This window comes from Absiella sp. AM09-50, from assembly GCF_003433845.1.
Classification (GTDB): Bacteria; Bacillota_I; Bacilli_A; order Erysipelotrichales; family Erysipelotrichaceae; genus Hoskinsella; species Hoskinsella hominis.
The window spans coordinates 135,533-154,330 of the sequence record NZ_QVFI01000003.1 but is presented as its reverse complement, the minus strand read 5'-3'; the positions used below and the strand labels follow the sequence as shown (position 1 = coordinate 154,330).

15 protein-coding genes, 1 other RNA gene and 1 other annotated feature are annotated in these 18,798 nt (G+C 33.9%); of the genes, 13 read left to right on the top strand and 3 right to left on the bottom strand.

Annotated features, from left to right (window positions below; translation table 11 throughout):
- The first annotated feature begins 114 nt into the window (after window positions 1–114).
- The 11 genes from yaaA to DW114_RS04505 all read left to right on the top strand — a co-directional run bounded on the left by yaaA (window position 115) and on the right by DW114_RS04505 (window position 13,153).
- Complete coding sequence (yaaA, locus tag DW114_RS04555; RefSeq protein WP_117452606.1) at window positions 115–318, top strand: S4 domain-containing protein YaaA; 204 nt, start codon at window positions 115–117, stop codon at window positions 316–318.
- Window positions 315–1,436 (top strand): DNA replication/repair protein RecF, encoded by a 1,122-nt coding sequence (gene recF, locus DW114_RS04550; RefSeq protein WP_117452605.1) that lies wholly within the window; start codon window positions 315–317, stop codon window positions 1,434–1,436. The genes yaaA and recF overlap by 4 nt, the downstream gene beginning before the upstream one ends.
- The gene (gene gyrB, locus DW114_RS04545; protein WP_117452604.1) at window positions 1,429–3,375 is read left to right on the top strand and encodes a DNA topoisomerase (ATP-hydrolyzing) subunit B; all 1,947 of its coding nucleotides are present in this window, start codon (window positions 1,429–1,431) and stop codon (window positions 3,373–3,375) included. The genes recF and gyrB overlap by 8 nt, the downstream gene beginning before the upstream one ends.
- Before the next feature lie 15 nt (window positions 3,376–3,390).
- The gene (gene gyrA, locus DW114_RS04540; protein ID WP_117452603.1) at window positions 3,391–5,919 is read left to right on the top strand and encodes a DNA gyrase subunit A; all 2,529 of its coding nucleotides are present in this window, start codon (window positions 3,391–3,393) and stop codon (window positions 5,917–5,919) included.
- An 8-nt stretch (window positions 5,920–5,927) separates the two neighbouring features.
- Window positions 5,928–6,136 (top strand) — a binding site (T-box leader).
- A gap of 39 nt (window positions 6,137–6,175) precedes the next feature.
- Window positions 6,176–7,462, top strand: coding sequence for a serine--tRNA ligase (gene serS, locus DW114_RS04535; RefSeq protein WP_117452602.1), 1,287 nt, complete (start codon window positions 6,176–6,178; stop codon window positions 7,460–7,462).
- Window positions 7,463–8,634: 1,172 nt separating this feature from the next.
- Window positions 8,635–8,732: signal recognition particle sRNA small type (gene ffs, locus DW114_RS04530), an RNA gene on the top strand.
- 14 nt (window positions 8,733–8,746) lie between these two features.
- Complete coding sequence (gene tadA, locus DW114_RS04525) at window positions 8,747–9,220, top strand: tRNA adenosine(34) deaminase TadA (protein WP_117452698.1); 474 nt, start codon at window positions 8,747–8,749, stop codon at window positions 9,218–9,220.
- Between the two features lie 228 nt (window positions 9,221–9,448).
- Window positions 9,449–11,248 carry a DNA polymerase III subunit gamma/tau gene (dnaX, locus tag DW114_RS04520; protein ID WP_117452601.1) on the top strand — a complete coding sequence of 600 codons (1,800 nt, stop codon included), beginning with the start codon at window positions 9,449–9,451 and terminating at the stop codon, window positions 11,246–11,248.
- Window positions 11,249–11,252: 4 nt separating this feature from the next.
- Window positions 11,253–11,558, top strand: coding sequence for a YbaB/EbfC family nucleoid-associated protein (locus DW114_RS04515; protein WP_117452600.1), 306 nt, complete (start codon window positions 11,253–11,255; stop codon window positions 11,556–11,558).
- Window positions 11,558–12,151, top strand: coding sequence for a recombination mediator RecR (recR, locus tag DW114_RS04510; protein ID WP_117452599.1), 594 nt, complete (start codon window positions 11,558–11,560; stop codon window positions 12,149–12,151). The genes DW114_RS04515 and recR overlap by 1 nt, the downstream gene beginning before the upstream one ends.
- Window positions 12,152–12,223: 72 nt before the next feature.
- Window positions 12,224–13,153, top strand: coding sequence for a hypothetical protein (locus DW114_RS04505; protein ID WP_117452598.1), 930 nt, complete (start codon window positions 12,224–12,226; stop codon window positions 13,151–13,153).
- On the opposite strand, the gene DW114_RS04500 is transcribed toward DW114_RS04505, so the two are convergent.
- Both DW114_RS04500 and DW114_RS04495 read right to left on the bottom strand, forming a co-directional pair.
- A complete protein-coding gene (locus tag DW114_RS04500) occupies window positions 13,143–13,403 on the bottom strand; it encodes a DUF1294 domain-containing protein (RefSeq protein WP_117452597.1) in 261 nt (86 codons plus the stop codon). The genes DW114_RS04505 and DW114_RS04500 overlap by 11 nt on opposite strands.
- Window positions 13,400–13,945, bottom strand: coding sequence for a CYTH domain-containing protein (locus DW114_RS04495; RefSeq protein ID WP_117452596.1), 546 nt, complete (start codon window positions 13,943–13,945; stop codon window positions 13,400–13,402). The genes DW114_RS04500 and DW114_RS04495 overlap by 4 nt, the downstream gene beginning before the upstream one ends.
- A 60-nt stretch (window positions 13,946–14,005) precedes the next feature.
- Here DW114_RS04495 and DW114_RS04490 point away from each other — a divergent pair, with 60 nt between their 5' ends.
- Window positions 14,006–14,779: an NAD kinase gene (locus tag DW114_RS04490; protein ID WP_117452595.1), complete on the top strand. Its 774-nt coding sequence runs from the start codon at window positions 14,006–14,008 to the stop codon at window positions 14,777–14,779.
- A 25-nt stretch (window positions 14,780–14,804) separates the two neighbouring features.
- On the opposite strand, the gene DW114_RS04485 is transcribed toward DW114_RS04490, so the two are convergent.
- Window positions 14,805–16,022: an FtsW/RodA/SpoVE family cell cycle protein gene (locus DW114_RS04485; RefSeq protein ID WP_117452594.1), complete on the bottom strand. Its 1,218-nt coding sequence runs from the start codon at window positions 16,020–16,022 to the stop codon at window positions 14,805–14,807.
- Between the two features lie 230 nt (window positions 16,023–16,252).
- Between DW114_RS04485 and mutS the strand changes: the two genes are divergently transcribed.
- Window positions 16,253–18,784: a DNA mismatch repair protein MutS gene (gene mutS, locus DW114_RS04480; RefSeq protein WP_117452593.1), complete on the top strand. Its 2,532-nt coding sequence runs from the start codon at window positions 16,253–16,255 to the stop codon at window positions 18,782–18,784.
- Window positions 18,785–18,798 lie beyond the last annotated feature (14 nt).

The following is an 18,798-nucleotide window of genomic DNA, read 5'->3' as shown; positions in this document are numbered from 1 at the left end:
AGGAATGGAACAAGTTGGAAAAAACATGAAAAAAAGGTTGAAAACATAGGATAAAATCAACAAAAACAGCTTGAAATATGATATAATATAGAAGTATGTGAAAGAGGTTTTGTGATGAAAATAAAGATAAACAGTGAGTACATTACATTAGGTCAATTATTGAAGATGACAGACTTTATCCAAAGCGGTGGAGAAGCAAAATTTGCGGTAAAAGAATTACATATTACGGTAAATGGAGAAATGGAAGATCGTCGAGGAAGAAAGCTGAGAAGTGGTGATGTCATCATCATAGAAGACCAAGAATTTACACTTGTATGATGTTGTCACAGTTGAACCTGTATCATTATCGAAATTATGATCAGGTTGATATTTCTTTTTCCAAAGGTATTCAATTACTGACTGGTAAAAATGCTCAGGGAAAAACAAATATACTGGAGGCAATTCTTTATTTGTCTACGACAAGATCTCATCGGACAAAAGATGATCAGGATTTGATTAGAAAAGGCAGTGATGCTTTTTTTATGAAGGGAATGATTTTAAAAGAGAATCGTAAAGAAGATATCCGTATCACGGTCAATGAAAAAGGGAAGAATCTGTTTATTTATGGAAATCCTATCAATAAAGTAAGTGACTTTATCGGAGAATTTAATGCGGTGATGTTTTGTCCGGATGACATGATGCTGTTTAATGCCTCTCCAAGGGTTAGAAGACGCTTTGTGGATATGGAATTGAGTAAGGTAAGTAAAAAGTATACGATTACACTTACAAAGGCTCAAAAGCTCTTAAAAGAGCGAAATTCATATTTAAAACAGGATAGTGTGGATGATACATTCTTGGAAGTAGTGACAGATCAATTGATTGATGCATCTGTCATTGTAATGAAACAGCGGTTTTTTTTCTTGAAAAAACTGCTTGCGAAGTGCCAGACTTTTTATGAAAAGCTGACACAGGATGATACTATGCTGGATATTGAATATATCAGTTGTGTTGAATTTGATGAAAATGAAGAAGAATTAAAGAAACGTTTGAAGCTTCGATATCAAAAATCACTTCAAAGAGATAAATTCATGAAACAGACGACGCATGGGATACATAAAGAAGATTTTATTTTTAAGCTGAATGATCAAGATCTCAATAGTTATGCTTCACAGGGACAAAAACGCAGTGTGCTGCTTGCAATGAAAATTGGTATGGTATACATGATTGAAGAAATCATCCATGAATATCCGGTATTGCTGCTGGACGATGTGTTTTCAGAACTTGATGAAACAAGAAAAATGAAATTACTAACCTTTCTGCCGGAAAGCGTGCAGATATTTATAACAACGACAGATCAGCTGGAATTAAAGGATATTGAATGTAAAAGAGATGTCTGTGTCTATCATGTTGATCATGGTACGATTCAAAGATGTGAAGGAGGAAATGCGCATGGATGAGAATCAGTTGAAAGAGATAGAAGAAATGGAAAATATCAAGGTTGACCATTCCTATACCGCGGATGATATACAGGTATTGGAAGGATTGGAAGCAGTCCGTAAAAGACCTGGTATGTATATTGGTTCTACCAGTGAACGAGGACTTCACCATCTTGTATGGGAAATCGTCGATAACTCTATTGATGAGGCGTTGGCAGGGTTTGCGACAGATATTGAAATCACAATTGAAAAAGATAACATCATTCGTGTTGTCGATAATGGACGTGGTATGCCAACCGGTATCGTTGAAAAAACTGGTATTTCTGGTGTAGAAACCATCTTTACCGTACTACATGCTGGAGGTAAATTCGGTGGTGGTGCCTATAAGGTATCTGGTGGTCTGCATGGTGTAGGTGCCAGTGTCGTGAACGCATTGAGTGAATGGCTGGAAGTTACTGTTTATCAAAATGGAAAGACGCATTTCTTACGTTTTGAGGATGGAGGAAAACCAGCAGCACCATTAAAAATCATTGGTGATAGTGAACGTCATGGTTCTATGGTACGTTTTAAAGCGGATCCTACGATTTTCCAGGAAACACAGGTATATGATTTTGAAACACTAAACGTCAGAATCCGTCAGCTGGCATTCTTAAACAAAGGAATCAAACTGGTATTAACGGATGAAAGAGAAGAAGAACCTAAGCGCATTGAATATAAATACGATGGTGGTATTCAGGAATATGTCGCTTATCTGAATAAAAATAAAGCACCACTACATGAACAAATCGTTTATGTGGAAGGTGTAGAAAATGGAATCTTAGCAGAAATCGCAATGCAGTATAACGATGGCTATATTCCAAATATCTATTCTTTCTGTAATAACATCAATACTGCAGAAGGTGGAACCCATGAAGATGGTTTCCGTCTGGCATTGTCACGTACGGTGAACGCTTATGCCAGAGAAGCAGGTATGATCAAGAAAGATGAAACACTTGCAGGAGAAGATTGTCGTGAAGGATTGACTGCAATCATTTCTGTGAAGCATCCTGATCCTCAGTATGAAGGACAGACCAAAACAAAATTAGGAAACAGTGAAGTCAGAAAAATCGTTTCCAGTATCCTGGGAGAACAATTAGAACGTTTCTTCTTGGAGAATCCGGAAACAGCAAAGATTATCATTGATAAATGTATTCTTGCCAGCAAGGCACGTATGGCTGCGAAAAAAGCCCGTGAATTAACACGTCGTAAGAGTGCGCTTGAAATCAGCAGCCTGCCAGGTAAACTTGCGGACTGTAGTAGTAAAGATGCATCTGAATGTGAAATCTATATTGTCGAAGGGGATTCTGCCGGCGGTAGTGCCAAACAAGGCAGAAACTCCAAATTCCAGGCAATCCTGCCACTTCGTGGTAAGATTCTAAACGTAGAAAAAGCTAGATTACAACGTATCTTTGAAAACAATGAAATTCGTTCCATGGTCACAGCCTTTGGTTGTGGTATTGGTGAAGAAATGGATATCAGTAAGCTTCGTTATCACAAAATCATTATTATGACCGATGCCGATGTCGATGGTGCACATATTTGTACATTGATGTTAACGTTCTTCTATCGTTTCTTACGCCCAATCATTGAGGGTGGATATGTATATATCGCAATGCCTCCATTGTTTAAATTACAAAAGGGCACGAAGGTCGAATATGTATATACAGAATCTGAACGTGATGAAAAACTTGCGGCAATGGGTGATAATGTTGGTATCCAGCGATATAAAGGTTTAGGAGAAATGAATCCTGAGCAGTTATGGGAAACAACTATGGACCCAGCGTTCCGTACATTGAAACAGGTAAATATTGAAGATGCAATTAAAGCAGATGAAGTATTTGAAATGTTGATGGGCGAAGACGTAGAACCTAGACGTCAGTTTATTCAGGAAAATGCAGAATATGCAAATCTGGATATTTAAGGAGGGAATGATTAGATGGATATAAACAAGGATAGATTATTACAGGTTGATATATATGAAACGATGCGTTCCTCCTTTCTGGACTATTCTATGTCCGTTATTGTCGATCGTGCGTTGCCAGATGTACGTGATGGATTAAAACCAGTACATCGTCGTATCTTATATGCGATGAATGATATGGGAATTGTGGCAAGTAAGCCATTTAAGAAATCAGCACGTATTGTCGGTGAAGTTATTGGTAAATATCACCCTCATGGTGATACTGCTGTATATGATGCAATGGTTCGTATGGCACAGGATTTCAGTTATCGTTATATGTTGGTGCAAGGTCATGGTAACTTTGGATCTATGGATGGCGATGGCGCTGCGGCTATGCGTTATACGGAAGCACGTATGAGTAAAATCGCAATGGAAATGATGAAGGATATCAATAAAAATACAGTTGATTTTCGACCTAACTATGATCAGGAAGAAATGGAACCTGTTGTTTTACCTTCACGTTTTCCAAACTTATTAGTAAATGGTGCAGTTGGTATTGCGGTAGGTATGGCAACCAATATTCCACCACATAACCTAAATGAAACCATTGATGCGGCACTTGCGATTATGGATAATCCAGAAATTACAGTGATGGATTTAATGGAAAATTATATTCAGGGACCAGACTTTCCAACAGGTGGTATCATCCTAGGAAGAGCTGGCATTAAACAGGCTTATGAAACAGGTAGAGGAACCGTTGTTGTACGTGCGAAAACGCATGTGGAGGAAATGGATAACGGTAAACACCGTATTGTCGTTACTGAAGTTCCTTATCAGGTAAATAAAGCAAATTTAATTGAAAAAATCGCCAATTTGGTAAGAGATAAACAAATTGAAGGTATCACCTATCTGAACGATGAATCTAACCGTGAAGGTGTGCGTATCGTCATTGAATTAAGAAAAGATGTACAAAGCGATGTTGTATTAAATCAGCTGTTCCGTTTGACTTCTTTACAGACATCTTTTGGATGTAATATGTTGTCACTGGTGCCAAAAGGCAATCAGAGTGCTCCTAAGCAAATGGGCTTAAAAGAGATGTTGCAGCATTATATTGACCATCAGATTGACGTCACCATACGTCGTACGCAGTTTGAATTGAAAAAAGCAGAAGATCGCGCACACATCTTAGAAGGTTTACGTATTGCGTTAGATCATATTGATGAAATTATACATATTATCCGTTCTTCAGCAAATGAAGCTACCGCTCGTACAGAGTTGATGGAACGCTTTGATTTAAGTGAAATTCAGGCCAATGCAATCCTTGAAATGAGGCTTCGCCGATTGACAGGTTTGGAACGTGATAAGATTGAAAATGAATATCAGGAATTATTGATTCAGATTGCGGATTTAAAAGATATCCTGGCAAATCATTCCAGAGTTGTTCAGATTATCCGTGATGAATTAACAGAAGTAAAAAATCGTTTTGGTGATGAACGTCGTACAGAAATCAGTGAAGCTGACTTTGATATGCAGGATGAAGATTTAATTCCTGTTGAAGATGTTGTTATCACGATGACGACAAATGGATACATCAAACGTATGCCAACGGATACTTATCGTACACAAAATCGTGGTGGTCGTGGTGTCAAAGGTATGGCAGTCAATGAAGATGATGTTGTGGATATGTTGATTACAATGTCTACACATGATTATCTATTGATGTTCACAAATATTGGTAAAGTATATCGTATTAAGGGATATCAGATTCCAAATGCTTCAAGAACCGCAAAAGGTTTGCCAGTCGTGAATCTCTTGAACCTAGATAAAGAAGAAAAAGTTTGTACATTAGTACCTGTGAAACGTGAATCAGAATCAGCCTATTTATTCTTTGTCACAAAGAATGGTTTAATCAAACGTACGCCAATGGAAGAATTTGATTCTATACGTCAAAATGGTAAAATTGCTATTTCTTTACGTGATGGTGATGAACTTGTGGGCGTAAAAGAAACAACAGGGGATGATGAAATCATCATTGCTGGTTCTAATGGCAAGGCAGTGCGTTTCAATGAAAATGATACACGTCCTATGGGAAGAACCGCAAGTGGTGTCAAAGGCTTCAATACAGATGGAAGCATCGTTGTTGGTGTAGCAACCAATCGTGATGGTACACATCTATTGGCAGTAAGTGAAAACGGTTATGGTAAACGTACACCAATTAGTGAATATCGTTTGACAACACGTGGCGCAAAAGGTGTTAAGACAATCAATGTCACTGAGAAAACAGGAAATCTGGTTTCTGTACGTGCAGTAAATGGCGATGAAGATGTCATGATTATCACAAATGCTGGTATTATTATCCGTATTTCTGTCGATAATATTGGTGTTTACAGTCGTAATACACAAGGTGTTCTATTGATTCATGTCGGTGATGATGAATCTGTTTCTAAAGTCGCAATCGTTGAGGCAGAAGCAGAGGAAGAAGCAGAAACAACAGAAAATGTTGTAGAAAACAACGAAACTGCTGTGAGCGAACAAGAAGTCATTGACAATGAAAACAAAGAATGATATAAAATAAACAAACGTTGATAAGGATAAGTAATAAATACATTCAGGCATAGAGAGATAACGGTTGGTGTAAGTTATCGCTGAAGATTTATGAAATCAACCTTGGAGTGAACAGGTGAATAAAGTAATCTGTTTCGGTAGCACCGTTATCGCTTTGAGATATTTGATTCTTTGAATCAAATAAAAAAGGGTGGCAACACGAGGTATCGTCCCTTTAGGACAATACCTCTTTTTTATTTATATGGAGGTATAGAATATGTTAGATATGAAGTTTCTACGCGAAAATCCTGAACTTGTGAAAGAAAACATTCGTAAAAAGTTTCAGGACCACAAGATTGAACTGGTTGATAAAGTCATCGAATTAGATAAGGAAAATCGTGCCTTAAAACAAAAAGGTGATGATTTAAGAAACCAGCGTAACAAATTAAGTAAACAAATCGGCGCATTGATGGGTCAGGGTAAAAAAGAAGAAGCTGAACAGGTAAAAGCTCAGGTTCAGGCAATGGCTGATGAAATGAAAACTACAGAAGAAAAGGAAACTGAATTAAGTACTGAAATCAAACAGATCATGATGCAGATTCCTAATATGATTGATCCTAGTGTTCCTATTGGAAAAGATGATAGTGAAAATGTTGAACTTGAAAAATTCGGTGAACCTGTTGTTCCTAATTTTGAAATTCCTTATCACACAGAAATTATGGAAGCCTTCGAAGGCATTGACTTAGACAGTGCTAGAAAAGTTGCTGGTAATGGTTTCTATTATTTAATGGGAGATATCGCAAGACTTCATTCTGCTGTTATCTCTTACGCAAGAGATTTTATGATCAATAGAGGATTTACTTATGTTGTTCCTCCATTTATGATTAGAAGTGATGTTGTAACTGGTGTTATGAGCTTTGCGGAAATGGAAGGTATGATGTATAAAATTGAAGGTGAAGATTTATACTTGATTGGTACTTCTGAACACTCTATGATCGGTAAATTTATTGATACGATCTTAGATGAAAAGAAGCTGCCTTATACGTATACAAGTTATTCTCCATGTTTCCGTAAAGAAAAAGGTGCACACGGTATTGAAGAACGTGGTGTTTACCGTATTCACCAGTTTGAAAAACAGGAAATGATTGTTGTATGTAAACCAGAAGAAAGTGCAGAATGGTTTGTAAAACTGTATATGAATACAGTAGATTTATTCAGAAGCTTAGATATCCCTGTTAGAGCGTTAGAATGCTGTTCAGGTGACCTAGCAGACCTGAAATGTAAATCTGTGGATGTAGAGGCTTGGAGTCCACGTCAGAAAAAATACTTTGAAGTTGGTAGCTGTTCTAATCTAACTGATGCGCAGGCAAGAAGACTTGGTATTCGTGTAAAAGGTGAGAATGGAAAATATTTCGCTCATACATTAAATAATACAGTTGTTGCTCCACCTAGAATGTTAATTGCTTTCTTGGAAAATAACTTAAACGCTGATGGCTCAGTGAATATTCCAGAAGTATTAAGACCATACATGGGTGGCACTGAAAAATTAGTCCCTAAGAAATAAATTATTTAAAGAATCCTAAAGTTTGGATACTCAAACAAAAAGGATTCTTTTTTAGTTTCACGTGAAACATAATTAATATAATCATTTAATGATTAAAAAAACTATTTTATATATCTTAAAAAATGATAAGTGTTTTGATTGAGTTAAATAGCTGATATTTTTCTGAAATTCTTTGGTGCTTTGATTTTATGACAAAATAACGGCTTGAAATAATGCGTATATTAATTTATAAAATACACTATTATTATAATATAAATTAAAATTTAATAATATATAAATGGCATTTGTGATATGCAATGAAATTTACTTTTATGAGTATTTATCTTATTTAATTTAATAGATTCTAGTAAGTAAATGTTTCACGTGAAACAAATTTATTGGGATTAATAAAAAATCATGAAATAGTATTAGCGATTAATTAAGTGTATTATGATTTTGATGAATGAACATACTGTGGATATTCTATTATAAGTAAAATTCTATAAATAACATTATTGATTTTTTAACATGAAGAAAAAGTACAAAAATTTTTTTGATATTAGTCGATAAATTATACTTTTCATAACCATAGAATACAATCATCTTTATAGAATTTTCATATTCTAGTTTATGATAGAAAAAACATTTATCTTTCTATCATATTTCAATTTGAATAAAAAAAGATAATCTAATAATCAAAAGTATACTTATAGAAAAATATGGTATCATTTGAAATGTTATAATTATATAGATCTTTTTATATGAGTAATTTAATTATAAATCAAAATTTTATTATGTTGGAAAATCATCAATTTAATTTTTAAAATTATTGTTAAATATAGAGTTGATCTAAAAAACTTTTATTGATTTAATGAATTGTTCAACTTAATGGAAAAGTTGAACATTTGTGATTTTGAAAACAATAAAAACATCAAAAAAGCATAAAAAAATAAAAAAAACAAGGCTGAAATATTTAATATATTATAATATAAATTTACTGATAAATATTGGATATTTATATAATTAATAATATATTTTGTGTTCTTTTGATTTGCATTGAAATATAAAAAGTAAGACAACTACACATCTCGTTGCAACAAAAAAAACGAAAAATTGTTTCACGTGAAACAATAAAATAGCCAGAATGTATTATCTGTAAAAAGTGGTTGAATTTTACTTAATCTGTGTTATAATATAAAAGCTACTACAATGATACACACTGAATTAGGTCAGGTCGGGAACGAAGCAGCCTTAAGGTGGCTCTGTCATGTGTGGTAGCACTTTTTTATTTTTGAGGTAAAAACTATGAATGAAAAGTATATGAGAGAAGCAATCAAACTTGCAAAAAAAGCTGAAGAAAAAGATGAAGTACCTATTGGCTGTGTCATTGTGAAAAATGATAAAATTATTGCAAGAGGATATAACTTAAGAGAGAGTAAACAACAATCTATTGCTCATGCAGAAATTATGGCAATTCAAAAAGCTTGTAAAAAAGTTGGCAGTTGGCGATTAGAAGATTGTGAATTATATGTTACATTAGAACCATGTTCCATGTGTACTGGCGCTATTTTACAGTCAAGAATAAACAAAGTCATATATGGTGCGAAAGATCCTAAAGGTGGATGCATTGAGAGCTGTATTAAACTATATGAATATAAAGGATTTAACCATTATCCAGAAACAACTGGTGGTATATTAGAAGAAGAATGTGCACAGTTGCTAAAAGATTTTTTCAAAAAGAAACGAGAAAAGAAGAAAAAGCAAATAACCAAGGATTAATAAATATCCTACTATTTGCTTTTTTTTATCATTTTTTCCTCAATAGAATGATATATTTATATTTTAGAAATTTGTTGTTCAATGGAAAATATAATAAGAATACCGCAGATATAAAACTTCTATTATTTTATGAAGAAAGATAATTTCTTCGTATAAGAACATTTTCAATTTAGCTTAAATATTGCTGTATTCCATGGTATAATAATCACTAGAGAAAGCAGGTGAAGTATGGCATATAAAGCACTATATCGTACCTATCGTCCTAATAGTTTTGAAGAAGTTGCAGGACAGGAACATGTTGTAAAAACACTACAACATGCTGTAGAACAAAATAAGATTGCACATGCATATTTATTCTGTGGACCTAGAGGTACTGGAAAAACTTCAATTGCAAAAATTTTTGCTAAAATGGTGAATTGCGAGAGCAAAGATCATAGACCATGTGGGGAATGTGAAAACTGCAAGGCTGTAGTAAATGGTACGCATCCAGATATTATTGAAATAGATGCGGCAAGTAATAACGGTGTTGAAGAAGTAAGAAATCTGATTGAAAAAGTAAAATATGCGCCATTAAAAGGGCGTTATAAAGTATATATTATTGATGAGGTTCATATGATGTCAGCTGGAGCATTTAATGCTTTGCTGAAAACGATAGAAGAACCACCTGCACATGTTATCTTTATACTGGCCACTACGGAGCCACATAAAGTATTACCTACAATCATTTCTAGGTGTCAGCGATTTGATTTTACTAAAGTACCTGATAGTGATATCATAAATCGATTGCATACAATCTTAGAAGCAGAGCATATTACATGTGAGGATGAGGTAATCCGCATTATAGCACAGCTTGCTGATGGGGGATTAAGAGATGCTTTATCAATTCTTGATCAGTGTATTGCATACGCACAGGATAATATTGAAGTACATCATATCAATGAGATATATGGTATTACTACAGTACCTGAAAAACTAGAATTATTAGATCAAATATTCGATAAAAAAGCATTAGAGTTAATGGATAAAATTGATTATCTGATTAATAAAGGAATTGATATCAAAAGATTAACAAACGATTTGATAGAAATATTAAAAGAAACAATTATTTTTGAATACACGAAAGAAGCAAAGCTACTTCATGTATTGAATTCTGATGAAGCTTTAGGTATTATTCAAAAAGTTTCTATAAAGAAACGGTTTGATATGATTAGCTTATTGATGGAAACATATGATAAGTATAGAACTGCTGCAAATGCTAGCTCTTATTTTGAGGTTTGTTTATTGAAAATGCTTGATCTAGCTGCTTCAACTGAACAGGTGGTACAAGTACAGCAGATTCAACAACAGCCTGTAATACAAAAACAACCAGAAAAGGCTGTGGAACAACAAACAAATGTTTCACGTGAAACATTTGTGCCAAAACAGGAAGCACCAAAGCCACAGCTGTTTGTACCAGAAGATGATCCATATGAGGAAGAAGTACAACCAACATTCTTTGAAGAAGAACCTATGCCAATAAAAGCACCAGTACATCACGAGAATAAGAAAGCACAGCCAATAGATGATGAGTATATCTTAGGTTTATTAGCTGGTGCAAATAAACCAGAGAAGGCAAGTGATTTGGAGAACTTTAAACACATTGAAGAATATACAATTAATTTAAAATGGGCAAAGTTTGCAAATTTGATAAAACATGGTAAAATCGTTGGTGCTGGCAGCAACTATATCGTACTTGCTGTTGATAACCAGGCAGAGGCAAATCAAATAAATGAATTAGATAGCAATAATGAGTTATGTGCATTCTTACAGGAGTTATTGAAAAAATCGAAAAAGATTTTCGCAATTTCTGCTGAACAGAATAAGAGGGTTATAGGCGCATTTAAAGAGCGAATGGTAAATGGCACATTACCAGATCCTATTCGTGTTGAAAGTGTCATCGTCAATAACGAAGAAACAAGAGAAAAAACACAAGAAGAAATTGTGTTAGATTTATTTGGAAAAGACAATATAACAGTGATGGAGGAATAAGATTATGAATATGCAAGCATTATTGAAACAGGCACAGAAGATGCAGAAAGATTTAGCAAAAGTAGAAAGTGAATTAAATGAAAAAGAATATGAAGTTACGATGGGTGGTGGAGTTGTAAAAGTTGCAGTTAAAGGTATGCAGGTTGAGTCAATTCAAATAGATGAAACTTTATTAGATAAAGATGGAAAAGAAGATTTAGAAGAAATGTTAAAGGCAGCATTAAATGATGCTTTCAATCAAGCTGTAGAAGATAAAGAAAAGACAATGAATGCAATTACTGGTGGAGTGAAAATGCCAGGAGGCTTCTAATGTATCCTAAACAATTTGAGAAGCTTGTAGAATGTTTAAGAAACCTTCCAGGTGTAGGTTTGAAAACAGCAGAACGATACGCATTCCAAATATTGGAATGGGATGAAGATAAAATAAATGAGTTCATCGATTGCTTAACACACATCAAAGAGGGAAGTTTAAAACATTGTCAGATATGTGGCAATCTTGCGGAAGATGAAAAATGTGAGATATGTAAAGATCATACAAGAGATGATTCTATTATCTGCGTGGTACAGAGTCCTAAAGATGTTATCGCCATGGAAAAGACAAGAGAGTATACAGGTGTTTATCATGTACTTAACGGAGTCATATCTACATCAAAAGGTATATTACCTGATGATATTAATATTGCTTCCTTATTAGATAGAATCAATGAAGATACAAAGGAAATCATCCTTGCGACAAATCCTACAGTGGAAGGAGAAACGACTGCATTATATATATCTAAATTATTAGAAAAATATCCAGTAACAGTTACAAGAATCGCTCATGGTTTGCCAATGGGTGGTCATTTAGATTATGCAGATGAGTTAACATTGATTAAAGCAATTGAAGGTCGTAAAAAAATGTAAGAAATCGTGGAATACACGATTTTTTCTTTGCCAATTCATGATAAAATATAGATAAAGAAAAGGTGGGATACTATGTCATCTATCGCTTATATTACAGATCATCAGATGATTGAATATCATCGGCTTAATGGTAATCGAATCATTAATTTCTGGAAACCCAGCACTATGAAAAAAATCAGTGATTTTAATCCAGGCGATTACTTGTTTTTTCTTGCAAAAGGCACAGAAAAAGGTGAAAAACGAGAAAAAGGTATCTTAGGTTATGGAAAATTAGAAAAGACATATACCTTGACTTTTTCTCAGATGTGGGCTAGGTTTGGCACAAAGAATGGATATCCCACCAAAGAAGCATTAGAAGAAGCAATTATAAAAATCACAAAGACGCATGAACTACCTGAATATCTAAGTTGTTTTCAATTGGAAGAAGTAACATTCTTTCAAGCACCTGTTTATTTAAGTGAAATAGGTATGGAAATTTCCAACAAAATAGAAAGTTATATTTATATTGATAAAACAGATGTTCAAAATACTAGTAAAATCCTTCAGTTAGCAAATGATGTAGGTATAGATATGTGGTCAGCTTTATTTCATAAAGAAACTGAATCGGTATTTATTAAAGACGCACAAATTAATTTTATTCAAAACATATGTCAAAAAGTAAAAACAAATATGTATAGTCGTTATGAAGAAACAAGAATACAAAAATACTGTAAAACGATAATGACGGATCATCAAAAAATGATAAGTAAAACAGAATTTATCGATGTACAAAAAGATATGATATCCATATATATCCCATGTTTAATCAATGTGAGTGATTTTAATATGAAGCTACAATATTGTATCGGACATTATATGTTATATGAAAGTTATATCAAAATGAGCGAATTTGCGGAGGAAATGGAAGTGTTTATAGTATTCAATCGAGAAATTGATGAAAGTACAAGAAAATTATTAAAAATAGGAAATGTTAAATATAAAGAAAAGCTGGCTATTGTATAACCAGCCAATATAGAGAAAGTTGAAGAATTGCAGAAAATACTGCCATAATCTGAAACTTTCTTTTCTTTGTCTTATGATGGAAACATAACATACCCAGGATAGCACCTAAAGTTCCAAAGAAAAACATATAACTTAGTAATGTGAATTCTGAAATACGATATTGGTGATGTTTCGCTTTATATTTATCCCATCCATATATAAAAAATACAAAACAATTCCACACACTATAAATAATTAATAATTCATTCATAGCGCAAATAAAGCTCGTTTGCTTTTTGAAACACAGTTATGATCATACTGAACATTGATGATATCCAAAATATCTTGAAACATCTTTTTGCCATCATGATCTTTTTTATATTCATATTCAATCTCATAATCTTCTTTACCATTATAGTAATTATGATCTAAACAAATTTCCGCAAAACCATTGAAAATCACAGCACGATCAGTTGTCAAAGAAGTCAACTTTACAATCGGCTCATCAATTTTCATATCCTGAAACAATTGTTTGATTTCAGAATCATCAAAGGCAGAGATATCATTGGATGGCACAAGTTTTTCAAACTCTAATAAACCATCTTCTGTATGTTTCTTCAAAGTAAAAATAAACTGACCTTCTTTTTCACGGATACGTATAGAACCATAGTTCTTTCTAATCTGAAGATCCTTTGTATCATAATACGTATTGACTTGACGTATAAACTTGACATCATCATATTGACTTACAAGTTTTTCAAACTGCTCTTTTGTTAATAAAACCTTATATTCTATTTCTAAATTTTCATTCATCTTTTCATCACCCTAGGTTATATGGTACAATATTATCAATGTAAAAGGAAGTGATTTGTGATGAAATATGCAATCGTTTCAAAAGTAGATGAAAAATCTCATATCGTATCTGATAAAATCAGAAAGACATTACAAGGGGCTGGATGGATAGAAGATGAAAAAACTGCAGAATTAATTATCTGTGTTGGAGGCGATGGAACATTATTATATGGTGTTCATCAATTTCTTGATCGAATCAATGATTTAAAATTTATTGGGATCCATACAGGCACTTTAGGGTTCTTCACAGATTATACAGAAAGCGAATTAGATGAGTGCCTTCATGATATGCTTCAAAAAGAACCACATATTTATGAATCAGGTTTATTACGCATGGACTTGGATGATCATGATGAACCGATTTATGCGTTAAATGAGATGCGTATTGAAAACGTCATAAAATCACAATCTGTAGATGTTTATATTGATGATGAGTTTTTTGAAACATGTCGTGGATCAGGAATATGTTTATCAACGCAGGCAGGCTCTACTGCATACAATCGGGGACTTGGTGGGGCAGTGATTGATTGTGGTCTGTCTGTTATGCAGCTGGCAGAAATCACAGCGATACAACATTCAAAACACCGTTCTTTGGGTAGTCCATATATCATGATGGAAAATAGAATTGTAACACTTCGTGCAGATACATTTGATACGGCGATTTTGTGTTATGACCACTTGAATACACCATTAAAAAATACTAAAACCATTGTTTGTCAAATGACAGATAAGAAGGTAAAGTTCGCAAGATATCGTCATTATAGTTATCTAAAACGTTTAAAAAATCTATATTAAAAAAGTCAGATCCATTCGATCTGACTTATTCATATACGTAGTCTGATAATTTCTTTGCTTTACGGCTGGTATTCATAATAATACCGAATACAATCATGTAAGATAACATACTGGAACCACCATAAGATAAGAGTGGTAATGTGATACCGGTAATTGGAAGAAGTCCAATCAGCATGCCAATATTTTGAAATTGCTGATACAACAACAATCCTAGAAATCCGGTAATCATATATTTTTCTATCATGTTCTTCGACAAGGAAGCGATATGACAGATATGTAAATCCAGGAATAAACATAAACCAACGACAAATACAGTTCCTATGAATCCCCAGGTCTGACCAATCACAGCAAATATCAAATCGGTTTGTGCTTCAGGTAAAGTAACATACGCCTGTCCCATGCCATGACCCATTAAACCTGCAGAGCCAATCACCATCTGTGAAAGATATAGCTGATGGCCTTTCCCGTTGATATCCGATTCAGGATTTAGCCAACTGGTTATACGCCCTAATTTATAACCACCTTCACCACCAATCAATTTATTTAAAAGGTCAAAGTGGAAGAAATACATATAGAAGAATAAGGCAAGTACAAATGCAATACATCCAAATATAATCATAATCCATTCACGCTTAATACCAGAACACATGACCATAGCGCCGATGGCAATTACAATAATCAATACAACACCGGTATCTGGCTGTAATAGAATTAAAATCATAGGTGGAAGTGCCCATTTCGCAATTTCAATTATCATATTGAAATCCTGTTCATACGATTCCGTGATTTTTTGTTTGTTATGTTCATCTATAATATTTGCGACGATAATAATTAATACGATTTTTATAAACTCACTTGGCTGAAAGGTCCCAACTCCAGGAAAGATATACCAGGATGTCGCACCATTCGCTGTATGAAAAAAAGGAATATCTCTTAAAGTAAAGTGATAAAATACTTTATCTACCAGCAATAATGCCAGCAACGCTAATAATATCCAGTATCCAATCTTCGCAAAGGAATACAGGGAATCATTTCCTAAATACATCATCGCACCAATTACGATATAACCAAATACATACCACATAATTTGTTTCATTAAGTAACTCATTCCAGCATCAGTACCTAACATACCAAATGCAGAATAAATAGCCGTAAGACTTGTAAACATCATCACAATGATAATGCCCATCAATGTATAATCAAACTTATCGGTGCTCTTTGCACGCGATAATCCCAGCTTCATTGGCATCAACTCCATTTTCTCAAGCGTATTTATTATAACACGTTTTAAAACTGTTATGTGATGGTTACGTGTAAAACTTCTTAAGATTTAGACTGATTTTTCAAAAGGAAAGAAAAGCCTTTGAAAAAGGGAGAAAAAAGATATTTTGATCATGTAAAATAAACAAGCGAAAACCTCACAAAAACAAGTGAAAATTTGATATAATATATAATCGAAGTGGAGTTGATACTATGAGTAAAAAACCTAGCTATACACCGATGATGAAACATTATCTGGAAGTGAAGGAACAACATAAAGACGCAATTATATTTTATCGATTAGGAGATTTTTATGAAATGTTTTTTGATGATGCGAAAACCGCTAGTCAGGAGCTTGATTTGGTTTTAACAGGTAGAAATGCTGGTGTGGAGGAACGTGTGCCAATGTGTGGTATTCCTTATCATGCCGCAAAAGGATACATAGAGCGTTTGATACAAAAGGGATATAAAGTCGCAATTGTAGAACAGCTGGAAGATCCTGCACTTGCCAAGGGACTGGTAAAGCGTGATGTTATCAAAATTGTAACTCCTGGAACCATCATGGATGAAGTAAGTGATGAAAAGAATACAGTATACATTGCTTCACTTCATGATTACCAATTTGGTTTGGCAGTAATTTTATGTGAAATGACAACTGGTGAAATGCGTGCACAGTTAATTGATAAGCAGGTTATGGCAATTCAAAAGGTATTGCTGGGCAATAATGTAAAAGAAGTTGTTGTGGAGGAAAAATTTGATAAAAAGATTATTAAAATGATTGAAGATATCCAGTCAATTACGATATCTTATGAAAATAATATTGAGATCAAAGAAGAATACCAGCACTTATTAAGCAGGGTAGAAGATGCTCGTATCCATCATACATTCGGTATTTTAATGAATTATCTGGAAGAAACACAGAAACGTAATATGGCGCATCTGCAACAGGTGGAAATAGTATATGAAAATGAATTCCTGCAGATGGATTTCTCCACGAAACAAAACCTAGAATTAACCCAGAGTATCCGTAATAACTCCAAATCTTTGACGTTATGGAGCTTCTTAGATAAATGTCGCAGCTCTATGGGTTCTCGTTTATTAAAAAAATGGATAGAATATCCTTTGGTTGATCCAATCGCTATTAATAAACGTCTGGATGCTATTGAATATTTAAACGATAATTTTATCACAAAAGATGAATTGAAAGAACATTTAGGTTATGTATATGATATGGAGCGTTTAAGTGCCCGTGTGGCTTATGGAAACGCCAATGCAAGAGATATTTTGCGTTTAGTGAAAACACTGGAACATGCACCAATGATATTTGATGTATTTAAAGATTGCGCAAGCTATAGTGAATTTAAAGATATTGATCCATGTAGTGAATTATATGATATGATCAATGGCGCTATCGTAGATAATCCACCATTAACATTAAAAGATGGTGGTGTCTTTGTGGATGGATATAATGAAGAACTGGACCGTGTTCGTGAAATTGGAAAACATGGCAAGGACTGGATTCTGGAGCTTGAAAATAAAGAACGTGAACGTACAGGCGTGAAGTCTTTGAAAATAGGATATAATCGTGTATTTGGTTATTATATCGAAGTCACAAAAGCTAATCTTTCTTCTATTAAAGAAGAATTCGGCTATGTTAGAAAACAGACCTTAAGCAATGCAGAACGTTTTGTTACACAGGAATTAAAGGAAAAAGAAGATGCCATCGTTCATGCACAAGAACGAAGTATCCGCTTAGAAACAGAGCTGTTTAATGATCTATTGAATCGAATAAAAGTATATTTACCAAAACTGCATGATTTATCTGCGGCATTGTCTACGATTGATGCCTTATTCTCACTATCTGAAATCAGCAGTGAAAATGGTTATACCAGACCAAAATTCCATCCGGAACATAAAATATATTTAGAAGAAGCACGTCATCCAATTCTTGATAAAATGATGAAAACAACACGCTATGTTTCTAATAATCTGGATATGGATGAGAATCATGATATTTTAATTATCACAGGACCAAACATGGGTGGTAAATCTACATTTATGCGTCAGACTGCATTGCTTGTAATTATGGCACAGATTGGTTGTTTTGTGCCCGCAAGAAAAGCAGATATGCCAATCTTTGATCAAATCTTTACCAGAATTGGCGCAAGTGATGATATCATGAGTGGGCAATCAACATTCATGGTAGAAATGATTGAAGCAAATAATGCCTTGAAAAATGCAACAGAAAATTCATTGATTTTATTTGATGAAATAGGGCGAGGTACTTCTACTTATGATGGTATGGCACTGGCACAGGCAATGATTGAATACATTGAACGCAATATTAAAGCAAAAACGTTATTTTCAACTCATTATCATGAATTGACGGATATGGAAGATAAGAATCCTTCTATCCATAATGTACATGTGGATGTACATGAAGAAGATGAACATGTTACATTCTTATATCGTGTTGTGGATGGAAAAGCCGATAAATCTTATGGTATCAATGTCGCAAGATTAGCGCATTTGCCTTCCTCTGTTTTAGATCGCGCAAAACAAATTCTGGATAATCTGGAAACACAGCCTAACACATTAAAAGATTTAAAAGAACCGGTTGTGATTGAAAAAGAAAATCCAAAACATGTCGAAACAATCGCTAAAATTTCGTCAGTCGATGTTAATAAAATGACACCAATGGAAGCAATGCAATTTTTATATGAATTAAAAAATCAATTAAATTAATATAAGGAGGTGGC

Bases quoted from the DNA above. Each gene is read 5' to 3' on its own strand.
- yaaA (WP_117452606.1), top strand. From the start codon at position 115: ATGAAAATAAAGATAAACAGTGAGTACATTACATTAGGTCAATTATTG.
- recF (WP_117452605.1), top strand. From the start codon at position 315: ATGATGTTGTCACAGTTGAACCTGTATCATTATCGAAATTATGATCAG.
- gyrB (WP_117452604.1), top strand. From the start codon at position 1,429: ATGGATGAGAATCAGTTGAAAGAGATAGAAGAAATGGAAAATATCAAG.
- gyrA (WP_117452603.1), top strand. From the start codon at position 3,391: ATGGATATAAACAAGGATAGATTATTACAGGTTGATATATATGAAACG.
- serS (WP_117452602.1), top strand. From the start codon at position 6,176: ATGTTAGATATGAAGTTTCTACGCGAAAATCCTGAACTTGTGAAAGAA.
- tadA (WP_117452698.1), top strand. From the start codon at position 8,747: ATGAATGAAAAGTATATGAGAGAAGCAATCAAACTTGCAAAAAAAGCT.
- dnaX (WP_117452601.1), top strand. From the start codon at position 9,449: ATGGCATATAAAGCACTATATCGTACCTATCGTCCTAATAGTTTTGAA.
- DW114_RS04515 (WP_117452600.1), top strand. From the start codon at position 11,253: ATGAATATGCAAGCATTATTGAAACAGGCACAGAAGATGCAGAAAGAT.
- recR (WP_117452599.1), top strand. From the start codon at position 11,558: ATGTATCCTAAACAATTTGAGAAGCTTGTAGAATGTTTAAGAAACCTT.
- DW114_RS04505 (WP_117452598.1), top strand. From the start codon at position 12,224: ATGTCATCTATCGCTTATATTACAGATCATCAGATGATTGAATATCAT.
- DW114_RS04500 (WP_117452597.1), bottom strand. From the start codon at position 13,403: ATGAATGAATTATTAATTATTTATAGTGTGTGGAATTGTTTTGTATTT.
- DW114_RS04495 (WP_117452596.1), bottom strand. From the start codon at position 13,945: ATGAATGAAAATTTAGAAATAGAATATAAGGTTTTATTAACAAAAGAG.
- DW114_RS04490 (WP_117452595.1), top strand. From the start codon at position 14,006: ATGAAATATGCAATCGTTTCAAAAGTAGATGAAAAATCTCATATCGTA.
- DW114_RS04485 (WP_117452594.1), bottom strand. From the start codon at position 16,022: ATGAAGCTGGGATTATCGCGTGCAAAGAGCACCGATAAGTTTGATTAT.
- mutS (WP_117452593.1), top strand. From the start codon at position 16,253: ATGAGTAAAAAACCTAGCTATACACCGATGATGAAACATTATCTGGAA.